26 protein-coding genes are annotated in these 24,611 nt (G+C 45.7%); 18 read left to right on the top strand and 8 right to left on the bottom strand.

The annotated features are described in order from the left end of the window. From ACFO4O_RS09900 to epmB, 3 genes are all read right to left on the bottom strand, one after another. Window positions 1–301 (bottom strand): hypothetical protein (locus ACFO4O_RS09900; RefSeq protein WP_382407906.1); only part of this gene is annotated, 301 nt, incomplete at its 3' end. Window positions 302–343: 42 nt separating this feature from the next. Beyond that, window positions 344–1,873 carry a Fic family protein gene (locus ACFO4O_RS09895; RefSeq protein ID WP_382407904.1) on the bottom strand — a complete coding sequence of 510 codons (1,530 nt, stop codon included), beginning with the start codon at window positions 1,871–1,873 and terminating at the stop codon, window positions 344–346. 352 nt (window positions 1,874–2,225) lie between these two features. Continuing rightward, entirely contained in the window at window positions 2,226–3,254 is a 1,029-nt protein-coding gene (epmB, locus tag ACFO4O_RS09890) for an EF-P beta-lysylation protein EpmB (RefSeq protein ID WP_382407903.1), read from the bottom strand. 36 nt (window positions 3,255–3,290) lie between these two features. Between epmB and efp the strand changes: the two genes are divergently transcribed. The 3 genes from efp (at window position 3,291) to ACFO4O_RS09875 (ending at window position 5,775) form a co-directional block, all read left to right on the top strand. Beyond that, entirely contained in the window at window positions 3,291–3,860 is a 570-nt protein-coding gene (efp, locus tag ACFO4O_RS09885; RefSeq protein WP_382407901.1) for an elongation factor P, read from the top strand. 6 nt (window positions 3,861–3,866) lie between these two features. Continuing rightward, window positions 3,867–4,853 carry an elongation factor P--(R)-beta-lysine ligase gene (gene epmA, locus ACFO4O_RS09880; RefSeq protein ID WP_382407899.1) on the top strand — a complete coding sequence of 329 codons (987 nt, stop codon included), beginning with the start codon at window positions 3,867–3,869 and terminating at the stop codon, window positions 4,851–4,853. 139 nt (window positions 4,854–4,992) lie between these two features. Then, on the top strand, window positions 4,993–5,775 hold the full coding sequence (locus ACFO4O_RS09875; protein WP_382407897.1) for an EAL domain-containing protein: 783 nt from the start codon (window positions 4,993–4,995) through the stop codon (window positions 5,773–5,775). On the opposite strand, the gene ACFO4O_RS09870 is transcribed toward ACFO4O_RS09875, so the two are convergent. Beyond that, window positions 5,744–7,174, bottom strand: a complete 1,431-nt coding sequence (locus tag ACFO4O_RS09870; protein ID WP_382407895.1) for an aldehyde dehydrogenase family protein — start codon at window positions 7,172–7,174, stop codon at window positions 5,744–5,746. The genes ACFO4O_RS09875 and ACFO4O_RS09870 overlap by 32 nt on opposite strands. A gap of 10 nt (window positions 7,175–7,184) precedes the next feature. After that, window positions 7,185–8,825, bottom strand: a complete 1,641-nt coding sequence (locus ACFO4O_RS09865) for an acetolactate synthase large subunit (protein ID WP_382407894.1) — start codon at window positions 8,823–8,825, stop codon at window positions 7,185–7,187. Window positions 8,826–9,237: 412 nt separating this feature from the next. Here ACFO4O_RS09865 and ACFO4O_RS09860 point away from each other — a divergent pair, with 412 nt between their 5' ends. Then, window positions 9,238–10,032 carry a DUF6671 family protein gene (locus ACFO4O_RS09860; RefSeq protein WP_382407893.1) on the top strand — a complete coding sequence of 265 codons (795 nt, stop codon included), beginning with the start codon at window positions 9,238–9,240 and terminating at the stop codon, window positions 10,030–10,032. A 50-nt stretch (window positions 10,033–10,082) separates the two neighbouring features. Here ACFO4O_RS09860 and ACFO4O_RS09855 read toward each other — a convergent pair whose 3' ends face one another. Continuing rightward, complete coding sequence (locus ACFO4O_RS09855; protein ID WP_382407892.1) at window positions 10,083–10,709, bottom strand: peptidylprolyl isomerase; 627 nt, start codon at window positions 10,707–10,709, stop codon at window positions 10,083–10,085. Window positions 10,710–10,780: 71 nt separating this feature from the next. After that, window positions 10,781–12,013 carry a methyltransferase gene (locus tag ACFO4O_RS09850; protein WP_382407890.1) on the bottom strand — a complete coding sequence of 411 codons (1,233 nt, stop codon included), beginning with the start codon at window positions 12,011–12,013 and terminating at the stop codon, window positions 10,781–10,783. Window positions 12,014–12,071: 58 nt separating this feature from the next. Here ACFO4O_RS09850 and ACFO4O_RS09845 point away from each other — a divergent pair, with 58 nt between their 5' ends. From ACFO4O_RS09845 to ACFO4O_RS09780, 14 genes are all read left to right on the top strand, one after another. Beyond that, on the top strand, window positions 12,072–12,695 hold the full coding sequence (locus tag ACFO4O_RS09845; RefSeq protein WP_382407888.1) for an alpha-ketoglutarate-dependent dioxygenase AlkB family protein: 624 nt from the start codon (window positions 12,072–12,074) through the stop codon (window positions 12,693–12,695). Window positions 12,696–12,816: 121 nt separating this feature from the next. Continuing rightward, on the top strand, window positions 12,817–13,140 hold the full coding sequence (locus ACFO4O_RS09840) for a BolA family protein (protein ID WP_382407886.1): 324 nt from the start codon (window positions 12,817–12,819) through the stop codon (window positions 13,138–13,140). Window positions 13,141–13,301: 161 nt separating this feature from the next. Next, on the top strand, window positions 13,302–13,478 hold the full coding sequence (locus ACFO4O_RS09835; RefSeq protein WP_382407884.1) for a DUF1328 family protein: 177 nt from the start codon (window positions 13,302–13,304) through the stop codon (window positions 13,476–13,478). A 145-nt stretch (window positions 13,479–13,623) separates the two neighbouring features. Continuing rightward, on the top strand, window positions 13,624–13,821 hold the full coding sequence (locus ACFO4O_RS09830) for a hypothetical protein (protein WP_382407882.1): 198 nt from the start codon (window positions 13,624–13,626) through the stop codon (window positions 13,819–13,821). A gap of 219 nt (window positions 13,822–14,040) precedes the next feature. Beyond that, complete coding sequence (locus ACFO4O_RS09825) at window positions 14,041–14,958, top strand: mechanosensitive ion channel family protein (RefSeq protein ID WP_382407880.1); 918 nt, start codon at window positions 14,041–14,043, stop codon at window positions 14,956–14,958. Between the two features lie 101 nt (window positions 14,959–15,059). Continuing rightward, complete coding sequence (locus tag ACFO4O_RS09820; RefSeq protein ID WP_382407878.1) at window positions 15,060–15,524, top strand: hypothetical protein; 465 nt, start codon at window positions 15,060–15,062, stop codon at window positions 15,522–15,524. A gap of 398 nt (window positions 15,525–15,922) precedes the next feature. After that, window positions 15,923–17,296 carry a sigma-54-dependent transcriptional regulator gene (locus ACFO4O_RS09815; RefSeq protein ID WP_382407876.1) on the top strand — a complete coding sequence of 458 codons (1,374 nt, stop codon included), beginning with the start codon at window positions 15,923–15,925 and terminating at the stop codon, window positions 17,294–17,296. Window positions 17,297–17,306: 10 nt separating this feature from the next. Beyond that, on the top strand, window positions 17,307–17,507 hold the full coding sequence (locus ACFO4O_RS09810) for a histidine kinase (protein WP_382407874.1): 201 nt from the start codon (window positions 17,307–17,309) through the stop codon (window positions 17,505–17,507). 10 nt (window positions 17,508–17,517) lie between these two features. After that, window positions 17,518–19,011: a sensor histidine kinase gene (locus ACFO4O_RS09805; protein ID WP_382407872.1), complete on the top strand. Its 1,494-nt coding sequence runs from the start codon at window positions 17,518–17,520 to the stop codon at window positions 19,009–19,011. After that, window positions 19,004–19,462 (top strand): response regulator, encoded by a 459-nt coding sequence (locus ACFO4O_RS09800; protein WP_382408309.1) that lies wholly within the window; start codon window positions 19,004–19,006, stop codon window positions 19,460–19,462. The genes ACFO4O_RS09805 and ACFO4O_RS09800 overlap by 8 nt, the downstream gene beginning before the upstream one ends. 21 nt (window positions 19,463–19,483) lie before the next feature. Beyond that, a complete protein-coding gene (locus ACFO4O_RS09795; protein ID WP_382407870.1) occupies window positions 19,484–21,418 on the top strand; it encodes a response regulator in 1,935 nt (644 codons plus the stop codon). A gap of 221 nt (window positions 21,419–21,639) precedes the next feature. Beyond that, window positions 21,640–22,977 carry an NADP-specific glutamate dehydrogenase gene (gdhA, locus tag ACFO4O_RS09790; RefSeq protein WP_382407868.1) on the top strand — a complete coding sequence of 446 codons (1,338 nt, stop codon included), beginning with the start codon at window positions 21,640–21,642 and terminating at the stop codon, window positions 22,975–22,977. A 47-nt stretch (window positions 22,978–23,024) separates the two neighbouring features. Beyond that, on the top strand, window positions 23,025–23,459 hold the full coding sequence (locus ACFO4O_RS09785) for a hemerythrin domain-containing protein (RefSeq protein WP_382407866.1): 435 nt from the start codon (window positions 23,025–23,027) through the stop codon (window positions 23,457–23,459). Between the two features lie 33 nt (window positions 23,460–23,492). After that, on the top strand, window positions 23,493–24,014 hold the full coding sequence (locus ACFO4O_RS09780) for a hypothetical protein (protein ID WP_382407864.1): 522 nt from the start codon (window positions 23,493–23,495) through the stop codon (window positions 24,012–24,014). Here the strand turns inward: ACFO4O_RS09780 and ACFO4O_RS09775 are convergent. Beyond that, window positions 24,007–24,594 (bottom strand): DUF502 domain-containing protein, encoded by a 588-nt coding sequence (locus ACFO4O_RS09775; protein ID WP_382407862.1) that lies wholly within the window; start codon window positions 24,592–24,594, stop codon window positions 24,007–24,009. The two genes, ACFO4O_RS09780 and ACFO4O_RS09775, sit on opposite strands and share 8 nt — an antisense overlap. Window positions 24,595–24,611 lie beyond the last annotated feature (17 nt).

The following is a 24,611-nucleotide window of genomic DNA, read 5'->3' as shown; positions in this document are numbered from 1 at the left end:
CGCGCTTATTGTATTTTTGCGCTTCCCATATCTTCTCTTCATAGTAGTAATAGATAGACTGTAAGTTGCCCACAGCATCATATTGATAATTGTATGCTTGACCATACGGCGTATCTTTATCTCTTAGGCGGCTGTAACGGTCATAATAATACCGATGCGTGAAGGTCTCGTCATCAATCGTAACGTCTTTTGTATATAAACGGGCTAAACTATCGTAGGTGTACTCATTGCGCTCGGAAAACGTTGTAATCGCAGGCTGAACGGATGTTCCCGTGCACGTAACATTTTGGCTGGGATACAAAGCAGACCACCTCGAAAGTCAATATGAAACGGTTTACTAAGCCTATAACCCGTTCTCTGGTTTAAGTAGTGAAGCTAAAAACTTTGTAAAAGGCACAATATCCTGCTTGACGCTGGCTGCTTCCAAGGCTTGCATGTATTCATCGCGCCGCTCAACCGGCACAATTGTCCAAGGGCAACCACCAGATGCCATCATTAGATTCATAATGAATCTTCCTATTCTGCCGTTGCCATCAAAATAAGGGTGGATGTAGACAAAAATGAAGTGTCCTAGTACCACTCTGACGGCTGCATTTTTCTCTTCCGCGAGAAGGTCAAACAGCGTTGGCATCATGTCGCGAACAGCCTCTCTGTTTGGTGGAGTGTGCATAGACTGGCGAATATAGACTGGCCCTGACCGATAACCAGCCAAGTCCGACTGTTTTATAATACCGTCGGCAACACTTGGGCCAAATAAGGCGAGATACCAGTCGCTGTGCGTCTGTTCTAATACATCGCCAGGGTTCTTACCTTCTAATACTGCTAATACAGCTATTTTAACTTTTTGAAACGCATCCCAGTAGCCTCTAGCAGCCATGGCGTCTAAGTGTTTTTTACTCTCGTCTGAACCTTCAGCTTGCCAGTTGCCAGAGCGAACCAGTTCAATCAATTCGTGAGTTACCCGATAGCCTTCAATGGAGAGTGAGTGGTAGGCGTCTGTGACGTATTTATCTTCCACTTCGGTCATGTAGGTTTCGATGTCAATGGTTTGGTGTGGTTGTTCTGGAAAGTGCACGATAATATTTTCACGCATTTGCGCCCACATTAACCGCATGCGATTAACATGGGGAGAGACATCACGACGACCAAGGCTAATCTGTACTTTTTCGGCGAATGGGTCTTTTTCCTGCACTTTCAAATCAGCCGCTTGCATGCCCTTTAAAATATTATCAGCAATTAGATCTCTGCCAATATTTCTAAAAGCCCCCACCAATCGGCCGGCAATCACGCTATGATTGCCCGCGAGTAAAACGGATAATACGTCGGATGCATCAGTGACCATCGATAAGGCTGTACGCATATGGATGGGGGCATTTTGAAACTGATTCGCCGACGAATAAACAAGCGCTGCCGCTAAGCTGTAAACATTTAGCCCTTCAAGGTTTTCAATGTGTTCTGTGGCGGGCAGATTCAACCTGACATCAAAAATTGAGGTTTTGTGCACAAAGGCAGTGGGTTTATTATTGCCTTTGGGTGAGCGCACGAGCAGTTGCTGAGGCACGGTTTTATCGCCAATATGCAGACTGAGTGATTGCTCCGGTGAAAGACACCAAGAATTGTCGAATCGCTGTGACAAATAAGCGACGCAAAAATCCCAAAAAGAGGTATACCAAGATGTACTGTCGCCAGGCTTTTCATCAGGCATTGCCGATATGTACCAGCCCCGAATAACTTCGCGAATAAATCCATGCTTCAATAGCCGCTCTCGATGCACTCTGCTGAGTTGCTTTGACTGGATGGCAACAAACCCAGACTCCTGAAGCTGTTGTAATTGCTCAAGTGAATCTGCTAGCTTATGTGATACACCCCTCATGTCTGCTCCAGCCATTACTCGTGATAATGAATGTTTAACAATCATTACCTCTAGGTTTTAGTGTTATATCAAGTATAGGTTTTGATGTCATCTTATTTATAGGTTTTAATGCTTCATTGTTTTTAGGCTTTAATGCTCATTAGCTTGAGGAGGGCACTTAAGAAACAGATTTATTAGGCTAATTTAACAACAACACATGCTTTAGCAGAGCCATACAACAGAGCGCCAATACCAATTTGTGTCGCAGCATTCACTACCGGTATTTGTGATGCCCTTTGTCTGAATTGCGCTTAGTGTTACCTGTTGCATCATATTGGTAGTCAAAGTATTGCTAAAACCACTTATGCGTAGTTTAAGTGTTAGGCTGAAGCCCTAAATCAATCGGCGTTTTGCCGGGCTGTCCCGCAATTTCTCTAACGAGTTTGGGCACTAAGTAGCCCGGCTGACGTTTTATCACATCGGCCATCATGACTTTTGCTTCTTCTTCGCCCACATCAAAATGCGCAGCGCCTTGTACTTTGTCGAGCAAATGCAGATAGTAAGGCAGGATCCCCGCTGAAAATACCGCTTCATTCAAGGCAATTTGCGCCTCGCTAGTGTGATTAATATCGCGCAGCAGCACTGCCTGATTCAGTAAGGTTACCCCTGCTTTCTTCAGCTTAGCGCACGCCTCAATTAAACCTGCGCCTACTTCATTGGCATGATTTATGTGCAGCACCATGATTTTTTGCTGGCCAAGTGAGCCAAACCAATCTAAAAATTCGGTGTTAATACGCGAGGGGATGACTACGGGGAGTCGCGTGTGAATGCGAATTCGCTTAATGTGTTTAATTTTTGATATTTGCTCAGCGAGCCACTTCAAGTGGCTGTCTTTGGCCATCAGCGGATCGCCGCCTGAAAAGATAATTTCGTCAAGGTTTTTGTCGCGCTCAATATACGCCATCACCTCAAGCCATTTTTGTTTGCTTACGGCGTTTTCTTGATAAGGAAAATGACGCCTAAAACAATAACGGCAGTTAACAGCACAACCACCTTTTACAATAAGCAGAGCACGGTTTAGGTATTTATGCAAAATTCCTGGGGTGGTATTGCTTTGCTCATCAAGAGGGTCGGTGCTATAGCCTGGTGGGCTAAAGAACTCCTGCTCGCGCGGCATCACCTGTGCAAGCAGCGGGTCGTGCCAATCACCAGCATTCATGAGGTCGGCAAACGGTCGCGGCACGCGCATAACAAACAAGTCGCGGGCAGAAAAGTGACTGCGGTATTTGTCGGCATCAATTTGCAGATATGCCAGCAGAGATTCGGGCGTGGTAAAAGCGCGTGCTAATTCTTTTTGCCAAGGTATCTCTACAGGAATGGTTTTTTTAGGTATTATCTGCATGTAAATCTATTTCCAGCGAAAGGATCAGAACAATTAATGGCTAATTTCAGTACTAACGAGTTTAAAGCAGGTCTTAAGGTGATGCTAGACGGCGAGCCCTGTTCAATTCTAGAAAACGAATACGTGAAACCCGGAAAAGGGCAAGCATTTAACCGTGTGCGCATCCGCAAACTGATTTCTGGTAAAGTCTTAGAAAAAACGTTTCGTTCGGGCGAATCGGTAGAAGGTGCAGACGTAATAGATACTACGCTTTCGTATTTGTATTCCGACGGCGAATTTTGGCACTTCATGAACAACGAGACCTTTGAACAAATCGCTGCTGATGCTAAAGCAGTTGGCGAGAATGTAAAGTGGTTAGTGGAAAACGATGAATGCACGCTTACATTATGGAACGGCAGTCCTATTGTGGTCACGCCTCCTAATTTTGTTGAGCTAGAAATTGTTGAAACTGACCCAGGCCTGAAGGGCGATACAGCAGGTACCGGCGGCAAACCTGCCACCTTGAGTACGGGCGCTGTGGTACGTGTGCCGCTGTTTGTGCAGCAGGGCGAAGTGATCAAGGTTGATACGCGCAGCGGCGAATACGCATCTCGCGCTCAGAAGTAAGCGCATATGCAATGGCAACCCTCTGCCAGCATTGAAAGGCTGCGCCAACGCGCAGCTTTTTTGTCTCAAATCCGCGCATTTTTTGCTGCGCGCAATGTGATGGAAGTTGAAACCCCTGCGCTTTGCGCCGGCACAATAACCGACGTTTACCTAAATGGCTTGCCTGTACAGCGGCGCTCTTCGTCTACGCATGCCCCTTTATATCTGCAAACCTCACCCGAATTTTCGATGAAACGCTTGTTAGCGGCCGGCGCGCCTGATATTTATCAAATGGCAAAGTGTTTTCGTGAGGATGAAAGCGGCCGCCTCCATAATGTTGAATTTACAATGCTAGAGTGGTACCGACTTGGGTTTAGCATGCATGAGTTGATTGCTGAAGTCAGCGACTTACTGGCGCATGTGCTACCTTGCGAGAGAGCCGCTATCAGGCAAATGAGTTATCAGCAGGCATTTATTGACAGCTTAGATATTGACCCTCTTTCTGTTACTCTCGATACGCTCGTTGAATTGGCCAACACCAAGGGCTTTGGTGATTATATTTTGCAGCTTAAGCAGTCAAACCATGAGCAACAAGCCTTACAAGATGCAATATTGCAGTTACTGTTTTCGCAATGCATTGAGCCTAATATTGGGCAAGACTATCCGGTGTGCGTATATGAATTTCCTGCCTCTCAGGCTTCCCTTGCAAAACTCGCCCCCTGCGGTAAAACGGCGCTGCGCTTTGAGTTTTATTATCGTAGCGTTGAACTTGCCAACGGTTTTGAAGAACTTACCGATGCTAAGCTTCAGCGTAAACGCTTTGAGCAAGATAACGCGCTGCGTCAGAGCTTACAGTTGCCTACAAAACCCATAGATGAACGTTTTTTAGGCGCGCTAGAGCACGGACTACCTCAGTGCTCTGGTGTCGCTTTAGGTGTTGATAGGTTAATTATGCTCGCGCTGAAAGCAGATGCGATCTCAGAGGTTATTAGCTTTGACGAGACTCGTGCATAATGCACTCAGACGGAGACCGAACAATCAACCATCAGTTATTAGTCTTTAGTCTATATAAGCCTTTGAAATTTATTTAATAAAAGCGAAATCCTGCCGATATGCTAAATTATAGAAACGCAATTTAAAGTACTCATTCCATATGACCTGCACCAAGTGTAAAACGCCTAAAAAACTGCCGGTAAACATCACCATGGCTTTCCAGCCAATTGTGAATCTTGACAGTTTTACGGTACACGGTTATGAGGCCTTGGTGCGACAAACCGACGGGCAGGGGGCTGCAAGCGTGTTTGATGCTGTGCCCTATGAAGATTTATATTGGCTCGACCAATCGTGCAGAGTTAAAGCAATAGAGCTAGCCGCAAAGCTTAACTTGCAAGGTTTTTTGTCGATTAACTTTATGCCCAACGCCGTGTATGAGCCTTCACGATGCATCAAAACAACGCTCAATACCGCCAAAGCGGTTGGTTTTCCAACCGATCGCATCATTTTTGAATTTACCGAAGATGAATCTGTATTAAATCCAGACCACGTTATCAACATTATTAATGATTATCGTAGCCGCGGTTTTCAAACTGCAATAGACGACTTCGGGGCGGGATATTCAGGTATCAAGCTCTTGTGTGATGTGCACACCGACGCAGTGAAGATGGACCGAGCACTTATAAAAGGCATAGACAAAGACGCGCGTCGCCTCGGGATCGTCACCGACACGAGAGCCTTACTTAACTCGGTAACCAATTATATTGTGGTCGAAGGTGTTGAAACCGCTGAAGAACTCAAGGTCTTATACAACTTAGGATTTAGATATTTTCAAGGTTTCTACCTGGCAAAGCCCGGTTTTGAGCATTTGCCAGAGGTAGATTTTGACGCAATAAAAGCCCTTTTGCTTCCTACTGAGGCGTCCGCAGTATCATCAGCTTAATTTCGGTCATATCGGCAATGGCGTAGCGAATACCTTCACGGCCTAGACCTGACTCCTTCACGCCCCCGTAGGGCATGTTGTCTACCCGCCAGCTCGGCACATCACCAATGACCACGCCGCCAACATGCAATTCGTCCCATGCTTTATGTGCTTTGTAAATGTCGCGAGTAAATACGCCGGCCTGCAGGCCAAACTGACTGTCGTTAACCCGCTCTAGCGCTTCATCAAAGTCATCGAACGCGCTGATAACAGACACCGGCCCGAATGCTTCTTCAGCGTTGACTTGTGTATCGCGAGGTGCATTTTCAAGCACCGTGGCGCGTAACATGGCGCCGTTGCGCTCGCCGCCACACAGCAAGTTAGCGCCGGCATCTACAGCCTCATGTATCCAAGATTCAAGACGCTTTGCCTCGCCCTCTGAAATCATAGGTCCGATAAAGGTATCTTCACTTAAGGGGTCGCCGTGCACCAAGGCTTTGACCTTTTCTACGTACTGGTTTTTGAAGCGCTCGTAAATGCTCGAATGTATCAGTACCCTCTGTACGCTTATGCAGCTTTGTCCTGACTGGTAGTAAGCGCCAAAAATAATGCGCGTGATGGCGTCGTCAATATCACTGTCGGCGTCTACTATGCAGGCGGCATTGCCGCCGAGCTCAAGCACAACGGGCTTTTTTCCTGCTTTTGCTTTTAGCTGCCACCCCACATCGGGAGAGCCAGTAAAGCTCAAGAGCTTAAAACGTTCATCGGTGGTAAATAAATCTGCACCGTCGCGAGAGCACGGTAATATTGAAAACGCGCCTTCGGGCAAGTCGGTCTCAGCCAAAATTTCACCAATAATGAGCGCTCCTATTGGCGTGCGGCTGGCGGGCTTTAAAACAAAGGCGCAGCCCGCGGCGATGGCTGGCGCAATTTTATGCGCCGCTAAATTCAGCGGAAAGTTAAACGGAGAAATAAAGGAGCATGGACCAATGGGCACATGTTTGTACATGCCAGTATATCCCTTTGCGCGCTCAGTAATTTCTAAATTAGTTACTTCACCATTAATGCGCACGGCTTCTTCTGCGGCTATTTTAAAGGTGTCGATGAGGCGCGTTACCTCGCCCCTAGCATCTTTGATAGGCTTGCCCGCTTCAATGCAAAGCGAATGCGCGAGTTCATCAAACCGTTTTTTGAAGCCCTCTACGCAGTGTTCTAATATCTGCTGGCGCTGATAGGGCGGCATCTTATTCATTGCCTTTTGCGCCTCGTCAGCGGCGCTTATGGCCTTATCGATAACCTTTGCGTCTGCCAGCGCTACTTTTGTTGCTACTTCGTTGGTGTACTTATTAGTAACGTCCAAATCTTGGTTGGCATACACTGCTTTGTTTGCCAAATAGTAAGGGTAGGATGAGGCTAACATACATTGCTCCTTATAGCTTTGCGCTAAGTTCGCGAATCGTTTTGTTTAGGGTCTCGTCATTCAGGCTGTAGTCGATTGGGATATCGATTAAATGCACGCCTGGCTGGGCTAAACACGCTTTGATCTGCTCAGACACCTCACTAGCCGAGGATACCCGCCAGCCTATGCCGCCGTAGCTCTCAACATATTTCACAAAATCAGGGTTTTGATAGTCTAGTCCGTAGTTGTCAAAGCCCATATTCGACTGCTTCCATTTGATCATGCCATAAGCGTCATCGCGCAGAATCAAAATCACAATATGCAATTTCAAACGCACAGCGGTTTCAATTTCTTGGCTGTTCATCATAAAACCGCCGTCACCACATACGGTAATCACGGGCTTGTCTGGATGCACCAATTTGGCAGCCATTGCCGACGGTAAACCTGCGCCCATGGTTGCCAGAGCATTATCTAAAAGCAGCGTATTTGGGAAATTAGCCGGGTAATTACGTGCAAACCATATTTTATAAACGCCGTTATCGAGGGTAACAATGCCGTCTTTGGGCATTGCCTCGCGCACTTCTTTTACCAAGCGCTCGGGCAATATAGGAAAGCGGTCGTCTTGCTCTGCCGCGCAGCGATGTTTGGTGTAGGCCTCATTCACATCCTCGTAAAATTTAAGCTTCCAGTGCGTTTGCGGTTTGATGCTTTCTTTTATTTGCCAAATACTATTAGCAATGTCGCCCACGACCTCAAGCTGAGGAAAATACACGGGGTCGACGGCAGCGGTCTCAAAGTTAATGTGCATCACTTTTTGCCCGCCAACATGCATGAAAAAGGGAGGCTTTTCTACCACGTCGTGACCTACATTAATAATTAGGTCGGCGCGCTCAATAGCCCGGTGCACAAAATCGCCAGACGACAGCGCGGTATTACCCATAAATAGATGATGCGATTCGTCTATCACGCCTTTACCCATTTGCGTGGTGATAAACGGTATGCCGGTTTTATCAATAAACTGCCCGAGCATTTTTGCGGTGAGTTTTCGATTGGCAGCAGCGCCAATAAGAAGCACCGGCGATTTTGCTTGTTCAATCATTTCAATGGCGCCGCTAATCGCCTTGTACTCTGCAATTGGGCGGCGAACGGTACTTGGTGTCAGTAGAGGCGCTGAGGTGTCTTCTGCGGCAATGTCTTCGGGCAATTCGATATGAGTTGCTCCAGGGCGTTCTTCGCTAGCTAGGCGAAACGCTTCGCGCACAACCGAGGGTATTCGGTCTCCGCTTACCACTTGCGTGGTGTATTTGGTAATGGGTCGCATCATGTCAACTACATCGATAACCTGAAACCGCCCTTGTTTACTGGTTTTAATAGGTTTTTGTCCGGTTATCATAAGAATGGGCATCGCGCCTAATTGGGCGTAAGCGGCTGGTGTAACTAGGTTTGTTGCCCCCGGACCTAAAGTAGATAAACATACACCTACTTTACCGGTGAGCCGGCCATACGTTGCTGCCATAAAGCCTGCGCCCTGCTCGTGACGCGTAAGAATGAGCTTAATATTGGAGCCACGAAGAGACTCAAGTAAATCGAGGTTTTCTTCCCCCGGTATCCCAAAAATATATTCAACGCCCTCTGCCTCAAGCGCTTTAACCATTAAGTCTGATGCTTTCATATACCGTCCTTTCTTGAGAATGTGTGCGTTTTAGTAAATACCCCTGCAAGTAACTTTGTTCGAGCCTGCAGGTCAGTCCGTTTAAATATGGCCGCCAGAAAATACATAACTATTCATAAGTGGCCTGCGTACTTGCTCGCAGTATGGACTTCCTGCATTTACCCACTGTACTTAATCACTGTAATTGCTCACTCTATTGAGCAGCAAGGCAAAAATCAAATGCACTTTGAACAATACATATTCCAAATTACGCTAAGATAAAGCTGAACTTTAGCCGAGTAGGTGAGTAAATCTGGCGCGCGGTATTTTAAATTTGCTACCATCTGCCCATCACTTATTAAAAAGAGCCACCGTATTGCCAAGCTCCCATGCCTGTTCAAAGGTTTCCCTTTACAAAAACGCGCCAAGCGCGGTGGCATTTCTTACCAAGCATGGTAAGCAAGATATCATTGCCCCCGCATTTAAGCGACTTTATGGTATTGATATTGTGCATACCGATGCTTTTGATACCGATACCTTGGGTACCTTCGATAATCGCATAGCGCGAACAAAATCAGCCAAAGAAACCGCATTAATTAAAGCGCGCATGGCCTGTGAACTCACCGGATTGAGCGCTGGCATTGGCAGCGAAGGCAGTTTTAATGAAGAACTTGGTTTTGGAATAGTCAATCAAGAGATACTGGCCTTTGTTGACAAGAGCAATGCAGTAGAAATTATTGCCAGTGTAGCTAAACCCCTTCCGCTGTCGGTGTGGACTGTCGATAGCATGGATGCGCTTAAACAACACCATAAACTGTTTGACGGCGCACAGGCGTGGCATGTGTTTGAAGGTCAGCAAAGCGGCGCGGGTTTGATTGGTAAGGGCTTGCAGTCAATCGATGCCGCTTTGCTTGCGCTTAAAGGCCATAGCTTTCCAATCAGCCTTGCGCCAGATTTCAGAGCGATGAATTGCCCAGCGCGGCAAACGAACATTGCATTGGCCGCAGAAGATTTAGGCAAGCGGCTTTGCGCGCTGTGCCCTAAATGCGCGCATCCGAATTTTGTATTTGATAAAAAAGAAAGTGGACTGCCGTGTGAGCTATGCCATGCGCCTAGCACTCTCGCCCTTGGTTCAAGGGCAAAATGTGACCACTGTGACCACACTGTCATGCAAAGAAACGAACAGGCCGTCGCCCCTTCTTTTTACTGCCTTAGCTGCAATCCGTAAGAACAAGCTTGCGCCAGAAAACAGGCAACCGCCAAGGGGAAACTCAGGCCCTAGAGGGGCGGCAGTATTGTCGCAGTTTTTAAAATAATAGGCTCTTTGGGTACGTCTTGAAAGCGAATCAGCGGTCGATATTCGGTCTCTACCTGTGACATGGCATCGAGCACTTCTGTGCCTTCAACTACCGTAGCAAACACTGTGTATCCCCAACTTCGCCCAGGGTCCAGATTTTCATTATCATTCATATTAAAGAAAAACTGGCGGGTAGCAGAATGCGGGTTGTCTTGTCGAGCCATGGCAACGGAGTAATAGTTGTTTTTTAGGCCATTTCCAGATTCGTTTAGTACCGGACCTTTTACCTCTTTTTGCTTAAATTCAGGCGAGTATCCGCCACCTTGCACAATATAGTCAGCGATGATCCGATGAAACAAGGTGTTATCGTATTCTTTGCGCTGCACGTAATCCAAAAAGTTATTCACGGTTAACGGCGCTTTGTTGCGATTAAGCTCAATTACTATTTTTCCCATGCTGGTATCAAGGGCGACTCTGGGATAATAATTATCAGCTTGAATTTTTGAGCCGGCCTGCTTACTTGGGTCAACTTCTTGGGCGCTGCCCATGCTTACACTCAACACAAATAGCGCTACCGCGCCTACAATGGTGTAAATTTTTGACATCATGTTGTATTCCTTCTTATTTTCAGAGCAATGCGCGCTATTGCTGGCCCTGCAGCCGTATTCGCATGAGTTAATCAGCGCTGCTTAATTGCACTCAAGACCACAAATTTTCGGTTATTCGCCACTAGCTTGCAAGCCCCAAACAGGCGTTTGAGCTTATTTGGGTAGTCTAAGTGACGATTAGCAACGATGCGCAGTTCGCCGCCTGGTTTAAGCATACGTTTTGCGTCTAAAAACATTTGCCAAGCAATTTCATCGGTGATCACGTTTTGTTGATGAAAGGGTGGGTTGCAGAGCACCATGTCAACCGGTTCAGCAGAGCGCTGTAATAATGAGTGTAAGCAGTGACTTACCTCAAAGCCTATATTTTTTGATTTATCGCTGCCTTTAAATGCATGCTCAACACTTAATTTCGCCGAAGCTATTGCCATAAAAGATTCATCAACAAATACCATTGATGCATCAGGGTTTTGCTTCATCATAGCAATACCCAGCACGCCGTTACCACAGCCTAAGTCAATGCAGCTTCCGCTGAAATGGCTCGGTAAATGTGACAGCATTAACCGCGCGCCTATGTCGAGCTGGTCTCGGCAGAACACGTTAGCATGATTGTAAAGCGAAAACTCTATTGCCGGGTCGGTGACAACGCTCGGGAAAGGGCTTTTAATATCATTCAGAGGGTTAGCGTTGTCGTCGCTGTTGAGCGCTTGGGCAAATATTAATCGGGCTTTTTTTACCGCTAAAGAGGTTTTAGTAGGCCCGATGTAGCGCTCAAACATCTTCAGTACATTAGATGTGACGCTTTTAACTTTTGCCGCTGCAATAATTTGGGTATTCGGCGTGATATGCTGCCTAAGCGCAATAAGTTGCTGCTCTAGCAGCGCCAAGGTGCGCGGAATTTTAATCAAGACGAGGCTTAATGGGCTTGTTGCCTGTTCATGACTACCTGCGGAGGGATCAAGTAGTGCTTCACGGGTAAACTGCGCTTGCTCCAGCGCTAAAGGCGAATAAAGCCATGGGGCGGATAGTTCATTGCGCTTTGCATTTTGCTTTATGGCGGTATGCGCCATAAATGAGTCGGAGAAAACCAAGGGAGAGGCATCAGCTAGCGCACAGTAAAGCGCGCCAAAATCATCGTTAATAATCGCAATGCCTTTGCTGGCTATTAAGTTTTGCTCTGATAAATGGTTTAACAACAATTCATCGGCCGCATCCCAAGCCTGCAGCGATGAGTGTGCGCCTTGTTCTGGAAAACGCAGCAAGCGAAGTTGACGCCCACAAATAGAAAACTCGGTATTGGTGTTCAAGGGATGACTTTGTCAGTGGTACAATGTGCCTATTGTAACATCGACCAAAAGGTTTTGTTTGCAACAGGAACAAAAAAGCTTGCTAGGGCCGCAGTGGGTTAACTTAAATATGCAAGACGCAGATGTGTGGCTATTGCAAAGTTGGCTAAAGGCAGAAACCGCTGACAAATTGCTCAAGCATTTTATTGAGCGCTTGGCGTGGTCTCAACCTAACATTCGCATGTTCGGTAAATCGGTGCCAGTACCGCGTCTGCAAGCTTGGTATGGCGATGCAGATGCTAGCTATGCTTACTCGGGTATAAAAATGGTGCCGCTAGCTTGGGAAAAAAAATTGCTTGAGCTCAAGCGTTATTGTGAGCAAACCTGCGACACGCCATTTAACTCGGTGTTGGCGAATTTATATCGGCACGGTCAAGACAGCATGGGCATGCATGCTGACAATGAGCCAGAACTTGGCGAGCAGCCGGTAATAGCCTCGGTAAGTTTAGGGGCGAGTCGAAATTTTGATTTTAAACACTTATCAACGGGTGAAAAACGGCGGGTGGTTTTACATCACGGTTCTTTGCTCATAATGCGCGGCAGCACGCAAACGTTTTGGCATCATGGCATTAGCAAAACAAAGCGAGTAGATACTGAACGCGTTAATTTTACCTTTCGCTATGTTCACGGCTCGTCAAACTAAAGCGATTCAGATTGATGCGTGATACTTAGCCAAGGCAACGCTGAGCAGAGCGGTGCAGAGCAAAGAACGCAAGGCAGAACAGAGCTACACAACACCTCACCAACAGCATAGAGGATTAAAAATGAAGGTACAGAAACAAATCGAATCAACACTACAGGATGCTTTGCCCATACAATGGTTAAACGTTGAAAATGAAAGCCACATGCATTCAGTACCTGAAAACTCAGAGACACATTTTAAAGTGACTGTGGTCTCGCAAGCGTTTGAGACCAAGCGTTTGATAGCGCGCCATCGCATGATCAATTCATTGTTGTCGGAACAGCTAGCAGGCCCGGTGCATGCACTAGCACTTCACACTTACACACCAAGCGAATGGCAAGAAAAGCATGGCGCTGTGCCGGCTTCACCAAATTGTTTAGGCGGCAGCAAGGCCGAGCAGGCCTAAATCAGGTAATTTCTTCCCTATCACTGAGTAATTCCTTCTCTAATACGCAGCAAAAAACGCTGCGTATTTATCATTCTCCAATAAATTCAATGGCTTATTAATTGGAATGTATTTCGCATCCATTCTACCGAACGTATGAAAAACTCAATAAGGAGAAACTTATGTTAGGTTGGGCAATTACATTTTTTATCATCGCAATTATAGCGGCAGTATTTGGTTTTGGCGGTATTGCAGGAGCAGCATCAGGTATCGCTCAGATTTTATTCTTTGTGTTTTTAGTACTACTGGTACTTTCGCTAGTGGCTAATGCGCTAAGAGGTAAATCACCGAAGGCCTAGTTGCATTGTTAATTGGTTGGTTACATCGACATCGGAGGCCTTTACCTTTTCAGAAAGCAGTAAGGGCCTCTAATCAAAGCACATTAGAAGATCAAAACTACATCAGTAGCAATAAAAATTGCTAAACACATTTAAGGAAGAAACCATGACAAATGTTATTAAAAAACTAGGTACATTTTCACTTGCCGCATTTTTCGCACTTTCGTTGGCTGCATGTGCAGACAATGATGCAGAGGAAGCGGGCGAGAAGATTGACGAAATCGTCACAGATGCAGGTAATGCAATTGAAGACGCATGTGAAGACGTGAAAGAAAACGCCGACGCAAAAGATAAAGACTGTTAAGCGTTAGCTTAAATCTGGCCTCCTAACGGGGGCTTTTTTATGTCAAACCTTCTGCATGAGCAGTATGGCCTACTGTAGCCAATAATTGAAAGATGGCAGGCCGAGGCTTAGACATTCTGGCATTACGCTTTTAATACTTCGTTTTTTAGTTTTTAAATATATTTCAGATTTTTGGAAAACAACGCTTAGCAGTATCAAGCGCAGTAAGAGGATACGATTTTGGAATTGGATGCACTCAATAATTTTTGGACCTTAATTTACGACAAAGTAAATTCATGGCTTGAGATGGGAATTAAACACTTGCCTAACATGGTGGTTGCCCTTGTTATTGCGATTGTTTTTGCCATTCTTGCACGGATTGCAGGTCGATTGATGTCGACTATGCTGCATCGAATGTTCGAATCTAAGCAGATTGCTGATTTACTCGCGGCCATATTCAAAGTGATCGTATTTACTGCGGGTATCTTCATCGCGCTTGAGTTTCTTGGACTCACAGGGACAGTCACATCCTTACTTGCTGGGGCAGGTATTGTGGGTTTGGCAATCGGATTTGCCTTCCAAGATATGACCGAAAACCTAATCGCCGGTATCGCCATGGGTATTCGTAAACCCTTCCAAATTGGCGATGTGATAGAAGCCGACGGCGTTTTTGGTACGGTAAAAGCAATCAATTTGCGAAATACCTTAGTTGAAACCTTCTTTGGCCAGCTAGAAATCATTCCGAATAAAATTTTATTTCGCAATATTGTTACTAACTACAGCCATGAAGGGTATCGACGAATTGAAATTCCGGTGGGCATTTCGTACGCCGATGACATTGAGCACGCGGTTGATGTGATATGCGATGCCCTAAAAAAAGAAGATTGGATTATTAAAAAAGACGAAATAAACGTGTTTGCAGAGGGCTTTGGCGACAGCAGTGTAAACTTGCTGGTGTGGTTTTGGATTGACTATCCAGGAGAGCCAAGCTTTATGCAGGCCAGACATCGTGGCGTGAGTATTGTCCACAAAACGCTTGCTGAAAACGACATATTAATTCCTTTCCCCATCAGAACACTCGATTTTGGAATTAAAGGCGGCGAAAAGCTAAACGCTATGTTAAGCGAGAAACAATCTCAACAATCCGGCGCTGAGTAAGTCCTGAGTAAGGTCGCAAACTCTTAATGAGCGCAGCGCTTAGGCTTTGCAGATTATTTTAAGCATTAATTTTTAGGCAATTATATACAGGAGATAGAACGATGATTAGCGATAAATCTGAATCGGTAAAACTGGTTAAGAAAATTGGAGCATTTACGGTAGCGGCTAGCAAGATGATTTCAGTTGCGGCGCTTTTGGCCCTGTTCGCTTCAAGTGCGCAGGCACAAGTTAGCCCCGAAACGCCTGACCGTGTATTACTCAAAAACAAAAACACTGAAAAAATGTTTGATGTTGCAGAGCCCTCAGCACGCATGGAGCTGCACATTGAGGGGATAGCAGAGCCGGTGCTCGTCAGGTATCACGCAAGTGAAAGTGATACTGCTAATAGCAGCAAAAATGACACTGCTTCTCAAAGCAGTGATGCGGAACTGGGTATTACAGTGCTGTATACCACAGAAAAAGACAAAGAGACTCACACTCAGATTGCCTCGGCCTATCAGAGCCTAAGCGGCAGCGAAAATGTGGTGGTTAAAGACATGAGCGAACTCAAAACGTATAAGCGTTAAATCTGCTTAGGTGCTGTGTTCATTTGTTTGAAACACATACCTTGAGAGCAGCACGTTTATATTGTTAGCAAGAAGTTAAAAGCGCGGCATTGGCTGCGCTTTTTACATCTTACACAACATCAGTTTAATCCACGTTCAATACAAACATGCGACATAAACATGGCCAAATGCAAATTAACCCTTATTGCTTTATTAACGTATACTTATCTACATATTTAGTCGGTATGACTGTCGCGGCTTTACTTTTTGAGGCTTTTTGGAGCTAATCAGGGCCTTCCGGGTCAGTCAGAGCTGCAAGCGGCAAACTTCAAGCGGCCAATAAAAGAGCAGCATAAATTGCTGCGCGACGACAGTGCGATGTGTCCAATAATAACGTTAAACAATAATAAGGATATTGCGTGAAATCGATTCTATTAATTGATGACGACCAAGAATTTACCCAAGTCATGAGCCGGATCATTGAGCATCTTGGCCATCATGTTTCTATTTCCGATTCGGTAAAAGACGCCAAAGAGTGGTTAGCGCTAAATGAATTTGATCATATTCTGATTGATTTCATGCTCCCCGACGGCAACGGCCTGCAAATATTCAATCACGTTCAAAAGCAAAAAAAGATACCGCGCGTTACCTTTATAACGGGGAAGTCTGATATCAAGTCGATTATTGCGCCCATTGCTGGTCCCAGCGTTAATTATCTAATTAAACCGATTCAGCGAGAAGATATCGAATCGGTGCTGCATCCACGGCGCGCGGCTAAACAGCAAAATGCTCAAGCGGCTCAACAGACTGGCAACAGCGCGTCCAAACAAGATGTGAAACAGGCCAATATTCATCATCATTTTGATGTACTCATTGGTGAGTCTGCACCCATGCAGGCGCTATATAAAATGATTGAGCGCGTGGCCCGAAGTGGTGCAAACGTCATGTTAATGGGCGAAAGCGGCGTAGGGAAAGAGCTTGTTGCTCAAGCTATTCACAATGCTGCAAATCCTAAGGGTGACTTAATTGCGACAAACTGTGGCGGCTTTTCTAAAGAGCTTATTGGCAGTGAGCTTTTTGGGCATGAGAAGGGCGCATTTACCGGTGCCGTCGCGCAAAAACCGGGCGTATTTGAACGCGCCAATCAAGGAACCTTGTTCTTAGACGAAGTGACCGAAATGCCTCTTGATATGCAGCCTAACTTGCTACGTGTGCTGGAAACCAAGCGCGTTTGCAGAGTGGGTGGCACGCAAGAAATGCCGGTAGATTGCCGGGTGATTAGCGCAACCAACCGAACGCTTGAAGATATTGCGAGAGAGAACATCTTGCGAGAAGACATCTATTTTAGGCTAGCGGTATTTCCTATCAGCATCCCAAGTTTAAAAGAGCGCAAAGACGATATCCCCTTATTAGCTAAGGCGTTTGTAGAACAGCTAAACCATGAGCATGGCGAGGCATTTAGTTTAAGCAATAAGCAAATTGAGCGCTTATGTCAGCATGACTGGCCTGGCAATGTACGAGAGCTACGTCACAGCATTCATCGGGCGTTTATCATGAGCGAACCGGGTAAAAAGGCGCTTGAATTACCCGACAGTTTTGACTCGCCATTTTCGCAAAATCATCAACAAAAAGGCTCAATCGCTGCCGGAAAAACCATAGAAGAGCTAGAAAAAGAGCTCATTTACGCAACCTTGGCGAAGGTCGACAATAACAAAACCTTGGCCGCAGAGATGCTTGGTATAAGTACCAAAACACTCTACAACCGTTTACATGCCTACGGCGACGAACTATAGGGAAGACGTGATGGATTTATTACAAGGTATTCATGATGCTAGGCGCCCTTTGAATAACATTTCAATGCAGGCTGAACTGATTAAAATGCTTGTAGAGGGCAGCGAGCATGATGCTGCTGTAACCGAAGCGGCGAATAAAATAATACAATATTGCCAAGACTGCTCTGAGTCGCTTCAAGAGATCAGTCAAAGCAGTGGCGATAAAACGTGAGAAATAAACCGTGAACAGGGAAACAAAACACTCATCGGTGACTTGGGCGATTATTACCCTTTTGTTTTTACTGCTAATTGGTATTAACACCTACATTGCGCGCTCTACCATCTCTGAATTGAATGTGCTGCAGGCAAATATTCGCAATACCGGAGATGTGATGGTAGCGCTTGATGAGCTGCATATTAGCCTACTCACGGCAGAGTCAGGTCAGCGCGGTTATTTACTGATGCAGCAAGAGCAAGACATGCAGCACTATCGTCAAGCGCTGTCGCGTATGGATGAGCATTTAAAAACGGCAAGGGCATTAGATTCAGACATTCCGGGACAAAAAGCGAGAATTTTAGAGGTAGCCAGCCTCATTGAACAAATGATAACTGAGCTTGAACAAAATGTGGCCGACGCCCGCGACAACGACGTGCAAGCCATCAGGGATTCGCTGGCACGAGGCGCAAGCGTTGAACTGTATAATGAGATTCGGGCGCTGTTTGAGCAGTTGTCTGCGGCGGAAAATGAGCATCGAGAAAAGCTGTCGAGCACCCTTCAAAAAGTGACTGCAGAATCGCGTACAACCTTTGCATTATCGCTTATCACGAGCTTACTCTTAGTGATTGGGATATTTTTTTTAGCGCGCTTGAATATAAGGTTTCAAAAGCAGCGCCAGCGCGAAATTGAAGAGCAAAATGCTTCGCTGTACTTCGCGGTTGAGGAGCGCACGCAAGAGCTATCGATTTATTCAGAAGAGCTCAAACGCAGTAACCGTGAGCTTGAGGATTTTGCCTTTGTAGCCTCCCACGACCTGCAGGAGCCACTGAGAAAGATACAAACGTTTGGCGATAGACTGCTGAGTCAATACGGCGAAAGCTTAGGAGACAAAGGACAAGATTACTTACAGAGGATGCAGAGTGCAGCGATGAGGATGAGTCGACTAATTAGCGATTTGTTGGCGTTTTCACGAGTGTCTACAAGGGGTAAGGATTTTGAGTCGGTTTCTTTGAACCAAACACTCGACAACTGTGTCGATGATTTGAGCGTAACAATCGAAGAGCTAGACGCACATATCGAAGTGCCCGATTTGCCCGAAATTCAGGCTGACCCCACTCAAATGCATCAGCTGTTTATTAATTTATTGTCAAACGCGCTCAAATTTTCTTTACCCAACACCCCACCGAAGATTAAGATTGAAGTGCGGAAAACCAGTGCTCCAGAGCATATCAATCTTCCCAACTTAGAAGATTGGTTTGAGATAAAAGTGGCCGATAACGGTATTGGGTTTGAACAAGAATATGCCGATAAAATTTTTGCCCCATTCCAGCGTTTGCATAACAGGAATGAGTACGCTGGAACCGGCATCGGTTTGTCGATATGCCGGCGTATTGTGGAGCGCCACAATGGTGAAATTTCGGCAAAAAGTAAGGTAAACGAGGGAGCATGTTTTTCAATTGTGCTGCCAGCAACTAACTACCTAAATCAAATTAGCGAAGGTGAGAGCGATGATGAATAGCCTCGAAAATAGCCCGTTTTTTGTGTTGTTGGCCGATGATGATGAGGACGATAGACTTCTCGCGCAAGACGCCATGGAGGCCGCTGGCTTTGGTGAACAGTGTAAAACGGTAGAAGACGGTCAGCAGTTGTTGCAATTTTTGCGTCGGGAGGGCGAATTTGCAGATGCGAGCAGCGATGTTATGCCGAGCGTCATACTGCTCGACTTAAATATGCCCATACTCGATGGTCGCGATACACTCAAACAGCTCAAAGAAGATGCCATACTAAGGCGTATCCCAGTGGTAATTTTTTCAACCTCCAACAGTGAAGAGGATGTTACCCAGGGCTACGATTTAGGGGCAGCGTCCTACATGGTAAAACCTACCAACTTTGATACCTTGGTAGAAATGATGAAAACCTTTGGCCACTATTGGTCTGATCACGCCACTGTTCCTCAATTACCCCATTAAATGAATGATTTGAACGACGCAATGCGCGATATGAAACCGCGGTTTTTAAGTGAGCTTAAACGCGTGTTGATTGTGGATGACGATGATGATGACGTTTTTATTATCGAAGAAAGACTCGCGCCTTTAGTCTGTTCCGAATGTGAGATTGTTTCATGTTGTGATAAACAGCTCGTCATTGAATATTTGCAGTCCAATAGCTTTGATTTGTGTTTACTAGATCATCATTTGGGTTATTTTGAAGGCGTTGAAATTTTACGCGCACTTGACGATAAGCTCATAGCGACGCCCATCATTATGCTCACAGGTCAAAATGATGAGCAGGTCGAAAATCTAGCCATCAAACTTGGCGCTCAAGACTATATTATGAAATCGGCTATCGATTCAGAGGTATTCGCTAAGTCTATTCGCTACGCTGTATCACGCAAAGAGTTAGAGTTTGCAAAGGTATCAAATCAGCGCATTCAAAGTGAAAATATAGCGAAAGATAAGTTTATCGCGCACTTAAGTCATGAACTTAGAACGCCTCTCACTTCAATATTAGGCTACACATCCTTATTGCTTGAAAACGATAGCGCTGCGCCCTTGCAAAAAGAGCTATCGATTATTGCCAATAACGGCAAGCACCTGCTTAATTTGTTGAACGATGTGCTCGACCTATCGAAAATCGCCGCAGGTAAATTTGAGCTGCAAAATCGTGAAACTGACCTACACAAGCTCATAAAAGAAGTATATTCCTTACTGTCGGTAAATGCTTTGGATAAAGGTTTAGCGTTTGAGTGTGCGACGCAAACGCCGATTTATCATACTGTAATGATAGACGAATTGCGGCTCAAGCAGGTGCTTATTAATCTGCTCGGAAATGCGATTAAGTTCACAGACAGTGGGCGGGTTTCAATGAGTCTTGCTCAAGTTGACGACACTGATTTGGTCATTAAGGTCATCGATACTGGCATTGGTATGGACGAAACGCAGATTGACAGTATTTTTACGCCATTTACGCAGATTGAAGATGTTGCCAATCGTAAAGCAGGTGGCGCCGGTTTAGGCTTATCTATTTCGTCGGAAATTATTAAACAAATGCACGGAAGCATCCATATCTCCTCTGTTTTTGGTCAAGGCAGTGAATTCACTGTGACTCTGCCCATTGTGAAAGCCGATGATGAGCGCCGCTCTCACTTAGAATTTGAGCTGCAAAAGGAGCCAGAAGCGGCCAAAGACCTTACGCCGCTCGCCGGTAGAGTATTGATTGTAGATGATGTGTTTGAGATAAGGCAGTTGTTAGGCCAATACGTTAAACATACAGGCTGTGAGGTTGAATATGCCCGAAACGGAAAGTCTGCAATTGACATATATCAGCAAGCGAAAGCATCGGGAACACCAATAGACTTGGTGCTGATGGATTTGCACATGCCGCTAATGACAGGGCAAGAGGCAATGCTGGCACTGAAAGAGATGGCGCCGCAATTGCCGGTTGTTGCAGTGACGGCGGCTATCCAAAAAGGGACTAAACAGTCTTTATTTGAACTTGGTTTTCAAGGTTTATTAGCAAAGCCAATTGACCGAGACTTGCTGCTTAAAACGCTTAAACAGTTTCTTACCGAGGATGTTCAAACCGGCATTAAAGGTCGCATCGCATTGGTAGAAGACGACGCTGACAGTGCCGGTATTATGCAAATACTGCTAGGTAAACTAAATTATTCGGTGACGCATTTTTCAAATGCCCAAGATTGCTTTGCAGGCCTATCCCAAGAAGCATTTAATCTAGTGTTACTCGATTTGGGTCTGCCTGACTTAAGCGGCGATATACTGCTTAGCGAACTGCGTGAGCGCTTTCCAGACATTGATGTTATTGTGTTGAGCGGTGAGCAAGTGTCTGATAGCAACATGAGCCGATATCGTATTACATCAAGCCTGCTAAAACCCGTATCACTTCAGCAACTGCAAACCTTGCTCTAAGCCTTTTCCAACCTGTAGCGGGCGACTTGTAAAATTTTCTGTAAACTGTGAATTTGTTGCTTTCATATTTTTGTGTCTACGTGCCTTAAAATAAATATCCACATTAAATCAATAGTTTAAATTCTAGCTGCAATGGCACGGATGTTGTAATCCCTCTTTTAATTATAAGCGTTTCAGTCAATGGCTTTGTTAAATTGACTGCAATAAAAGAGGCACGAAGTTTGAGTCTACAAGATGAAATTATGCAAACACTCACAACGCAAGTGGGTGAACAGTCTGAATATCTTCAGGCCGTTAATGCGGCATGCGACGAAATCATTCCGGTATATCAGGCCAATGAGCAATATAAACAACACAATGTGTTGCGGCGTTTGCTCAGCCCAGATCAGGTCATTGAGTTTAAAGTGGAATGGGAAGACGATGAGCATCAAGCAAGAGTCAATCGTGGCTGGCGCATTCAGCACAGCCAACTTTTGGGCCCCTATAAAGGCGGAACGCGCTTTACCCCGAGTTGTACAGAATCTATCTTAAAATTCTTAGCCTTTGAGCAAAGCTTCAAGAATGCGCTCAGTGGACTTAGCTTAGGTGCTGGAAAAGGCGGCGCCGATTTTGACCCAAAAAACGCAAGCGTCAACGAGATACGTCGATTTTGCAATGCATATATGAATCAATTGAGTCGCTATATCGGTGCAAAAACCGACGTACCAGCAGGGGACATTGGCGTATCTTCTACCGAGCTTGGTTGGATGTTTGGGCAATACCTGCGCACAAATAAAAAGTACGACGGGCAACTCTCTGGCAAACCCGTGCAGCTCGCTGGCAGTGAGTTACGGGTGCAGGCGACGGGCTTTGGTTTGATTTATTTTCTGCAAGACGTGTTGGCGCATCAAGAGCAAGCTTTAGAAGGCAAAAAGCTGGCATTCTCAGGTGCAGGCAACGTTGCTATACATGGCGCTATCAAGGCGGTTGAGCGAGGCGCGAAAGTCATCAGTTTATCTAACAGTCGCGGCACATACATTGACGAAGGCGGGATGTCTGCTGACGACCTTAAATGGCTCAAACAAGATGGCGCTACTGAGAAAAACGCCTTGGCGAGCTTGGCCCAAAACGCAAAAGGAGAGTACGACAAACACGCCACGCCGTGGGAACTAACATTCGATGTCGCGCTTCCGTGCGCCACGCAAAACGAAATCGACGAAAGCAAAGCCCAACATATCGTTAATAGCGGCGCAAGTACGCTCATTGAAGGGGCAAACATGCCCTGTACTTCAGATGCTCAGAAGCTGTTGCAAGAATCGGGGCTTATTTATGTTCCGGGTAAAGCAGCAAATGCAGGTGGCGTGGTCTTATCGGGCTTTGAGATGCAGCAGAACGCTGATTTTACCTACAGGAGCGCAGACTCTCTCGATAAACAACTGCAAGACACTATGCAGTCGATTCACCGCGCCTGCATAGACGAAAGTCAGCGAGCACAAGAAACAACATGCAATTATGCACGCAGTGCGACGGTAGCCGGGTTCAGGCGATTGGCTGACGCCATGGTGATGAGCGGTTATTAAAACGATAACAAAGATACAAACTAAGATAAAAATCAAGAGGAAGGCAGATGCAAATTTTTGAAGCACTTAGACAAGATCACGACAAACAGCGAGCGCTCATGCGCGTGCTCGTCGACACTAGCGGCGAATCTTCAGTGAGAGAAGAATTTTATACGCAGCTTAAAACCGAGCTTAAAAAACACGCAACAGCCGAGGAGCGATACTTTTATGCGCCGCTGATGCATTCAGATGCAACGGTGCAAATGTCTCGGCACGGCGTGGCAGAGCATCATCAGCTTGATGAGCTATTGAGCAAACTAGACAACACCGACTATAGCTCGTCTGCATGGTTAACATTGATGAAGCAGCTCCAGCACAAAGTACTCCATCATCTTGAAGAAGAAGAAACAGAGTTTTTTCAGCAGGCGGGCAAAGTCCTGTCAATGAGCGAAAAGGAACAATTGGCAGATGATTACTTAAAAGAGATGGATGAATCCTCATAGCAATATTAGAACAAAGAGTATAAGGAGAAAATAATGGCAACTTCTACATGGGCCGCTGGCGACTCTCGTATAGCCGGAATTTTCAACAGTAGAGATAAGGCAGTCAGCGCTAAAGAGATGATTGTAAATAAATTTGAGTTAAATCCCGCTGCGGCCAAAGTCATTGAGCCGGGAAGCAAAGCTGCAAGCCACAAGTTAGAGGGTAGCAGCGATAAGATAGGCGAATCTATGTTATGGCTGCATTTACTCTACGGCTCGCTAGGTCTTTTTGCGGGTTTAGGGTTAGGCTGGTTGTTAGTTAATTTTGGACCTAACTTTACGCAGCTAAACCCTACCTTTACGTATATTGCCATGCTAAGCCCTGGTTTGTTCATTGGTTTGTTTTTGTCGGGCTTATTATCACTTAAACCGCAGCATGATGCGGTTAATCAGGCCGCAGTAGCAGCGGTAAATAATAAGGAGTGGACGCTGATCATAAAGCTCGACAATGAACACACAGCAAAAAGCGATATAGCGCCGCTCATGAAGCAGGCGGGCGCCTCCAGCGTTATTTGATTTCCTCTACGTCAGCCTGTATTGAAGTACCGCCAGTCATTGCAATGCGCATGGCGGTCTCGACGTCAATATCCAAGTAAGTAATTTTATCCTCCGGCACGTATAGAGTGTATCCGCCGATTTGATAACTCAGCGGCATGTATACAGGCACCTTTCCTTGTTGAGGGAAGAGTTTTTCAGCAACGCTGGTATTGGTGATAAATCCGATAGCGTGGATGTCGGGCGCAATTAACACCGATACCGGTTTGCGCTCGCCGTCTTTATTGTTACTTTTAAAAAGCTCCACAGCATCACGGATTGCACCATAAAGAGTTTTAATTAGCGGGAGTTTTTCAATAAAACGATTACTGTAAGCAATAATCAGTTTAACAACATAGGCGTTCACCAGCATACCTAACAAGGCAAGTGCTACTAGGGTGGTCACAATGCCCAAACCAGGAAAATAATACTCTGAGGTAAAATAGGGCGACAACCCGGCCTCAACGGTGGTGGCAAGCCAGTATAGGAAGTAAAGCGTTAGACCCAAAGGCAATACAGCAATGAGGCCTTTAAGAATAAGAATAACAAGACGATTAAACATGAGTAGCAACATCCGAA

The organism is Glaciecola siphonariae, from assembly GCF_042652645.1.
Lineage (GTDB): Bacteria > Pseudomonadota > Gammaproteobacteria > Enterobacterales > Alteromonadaceae > Glaciecola > Glaciecola siphonariae.
Note: the sequence above shows the minus strand (reverse complement) of the source record. Positions and strands in the feature narration are given on the sequence as shown.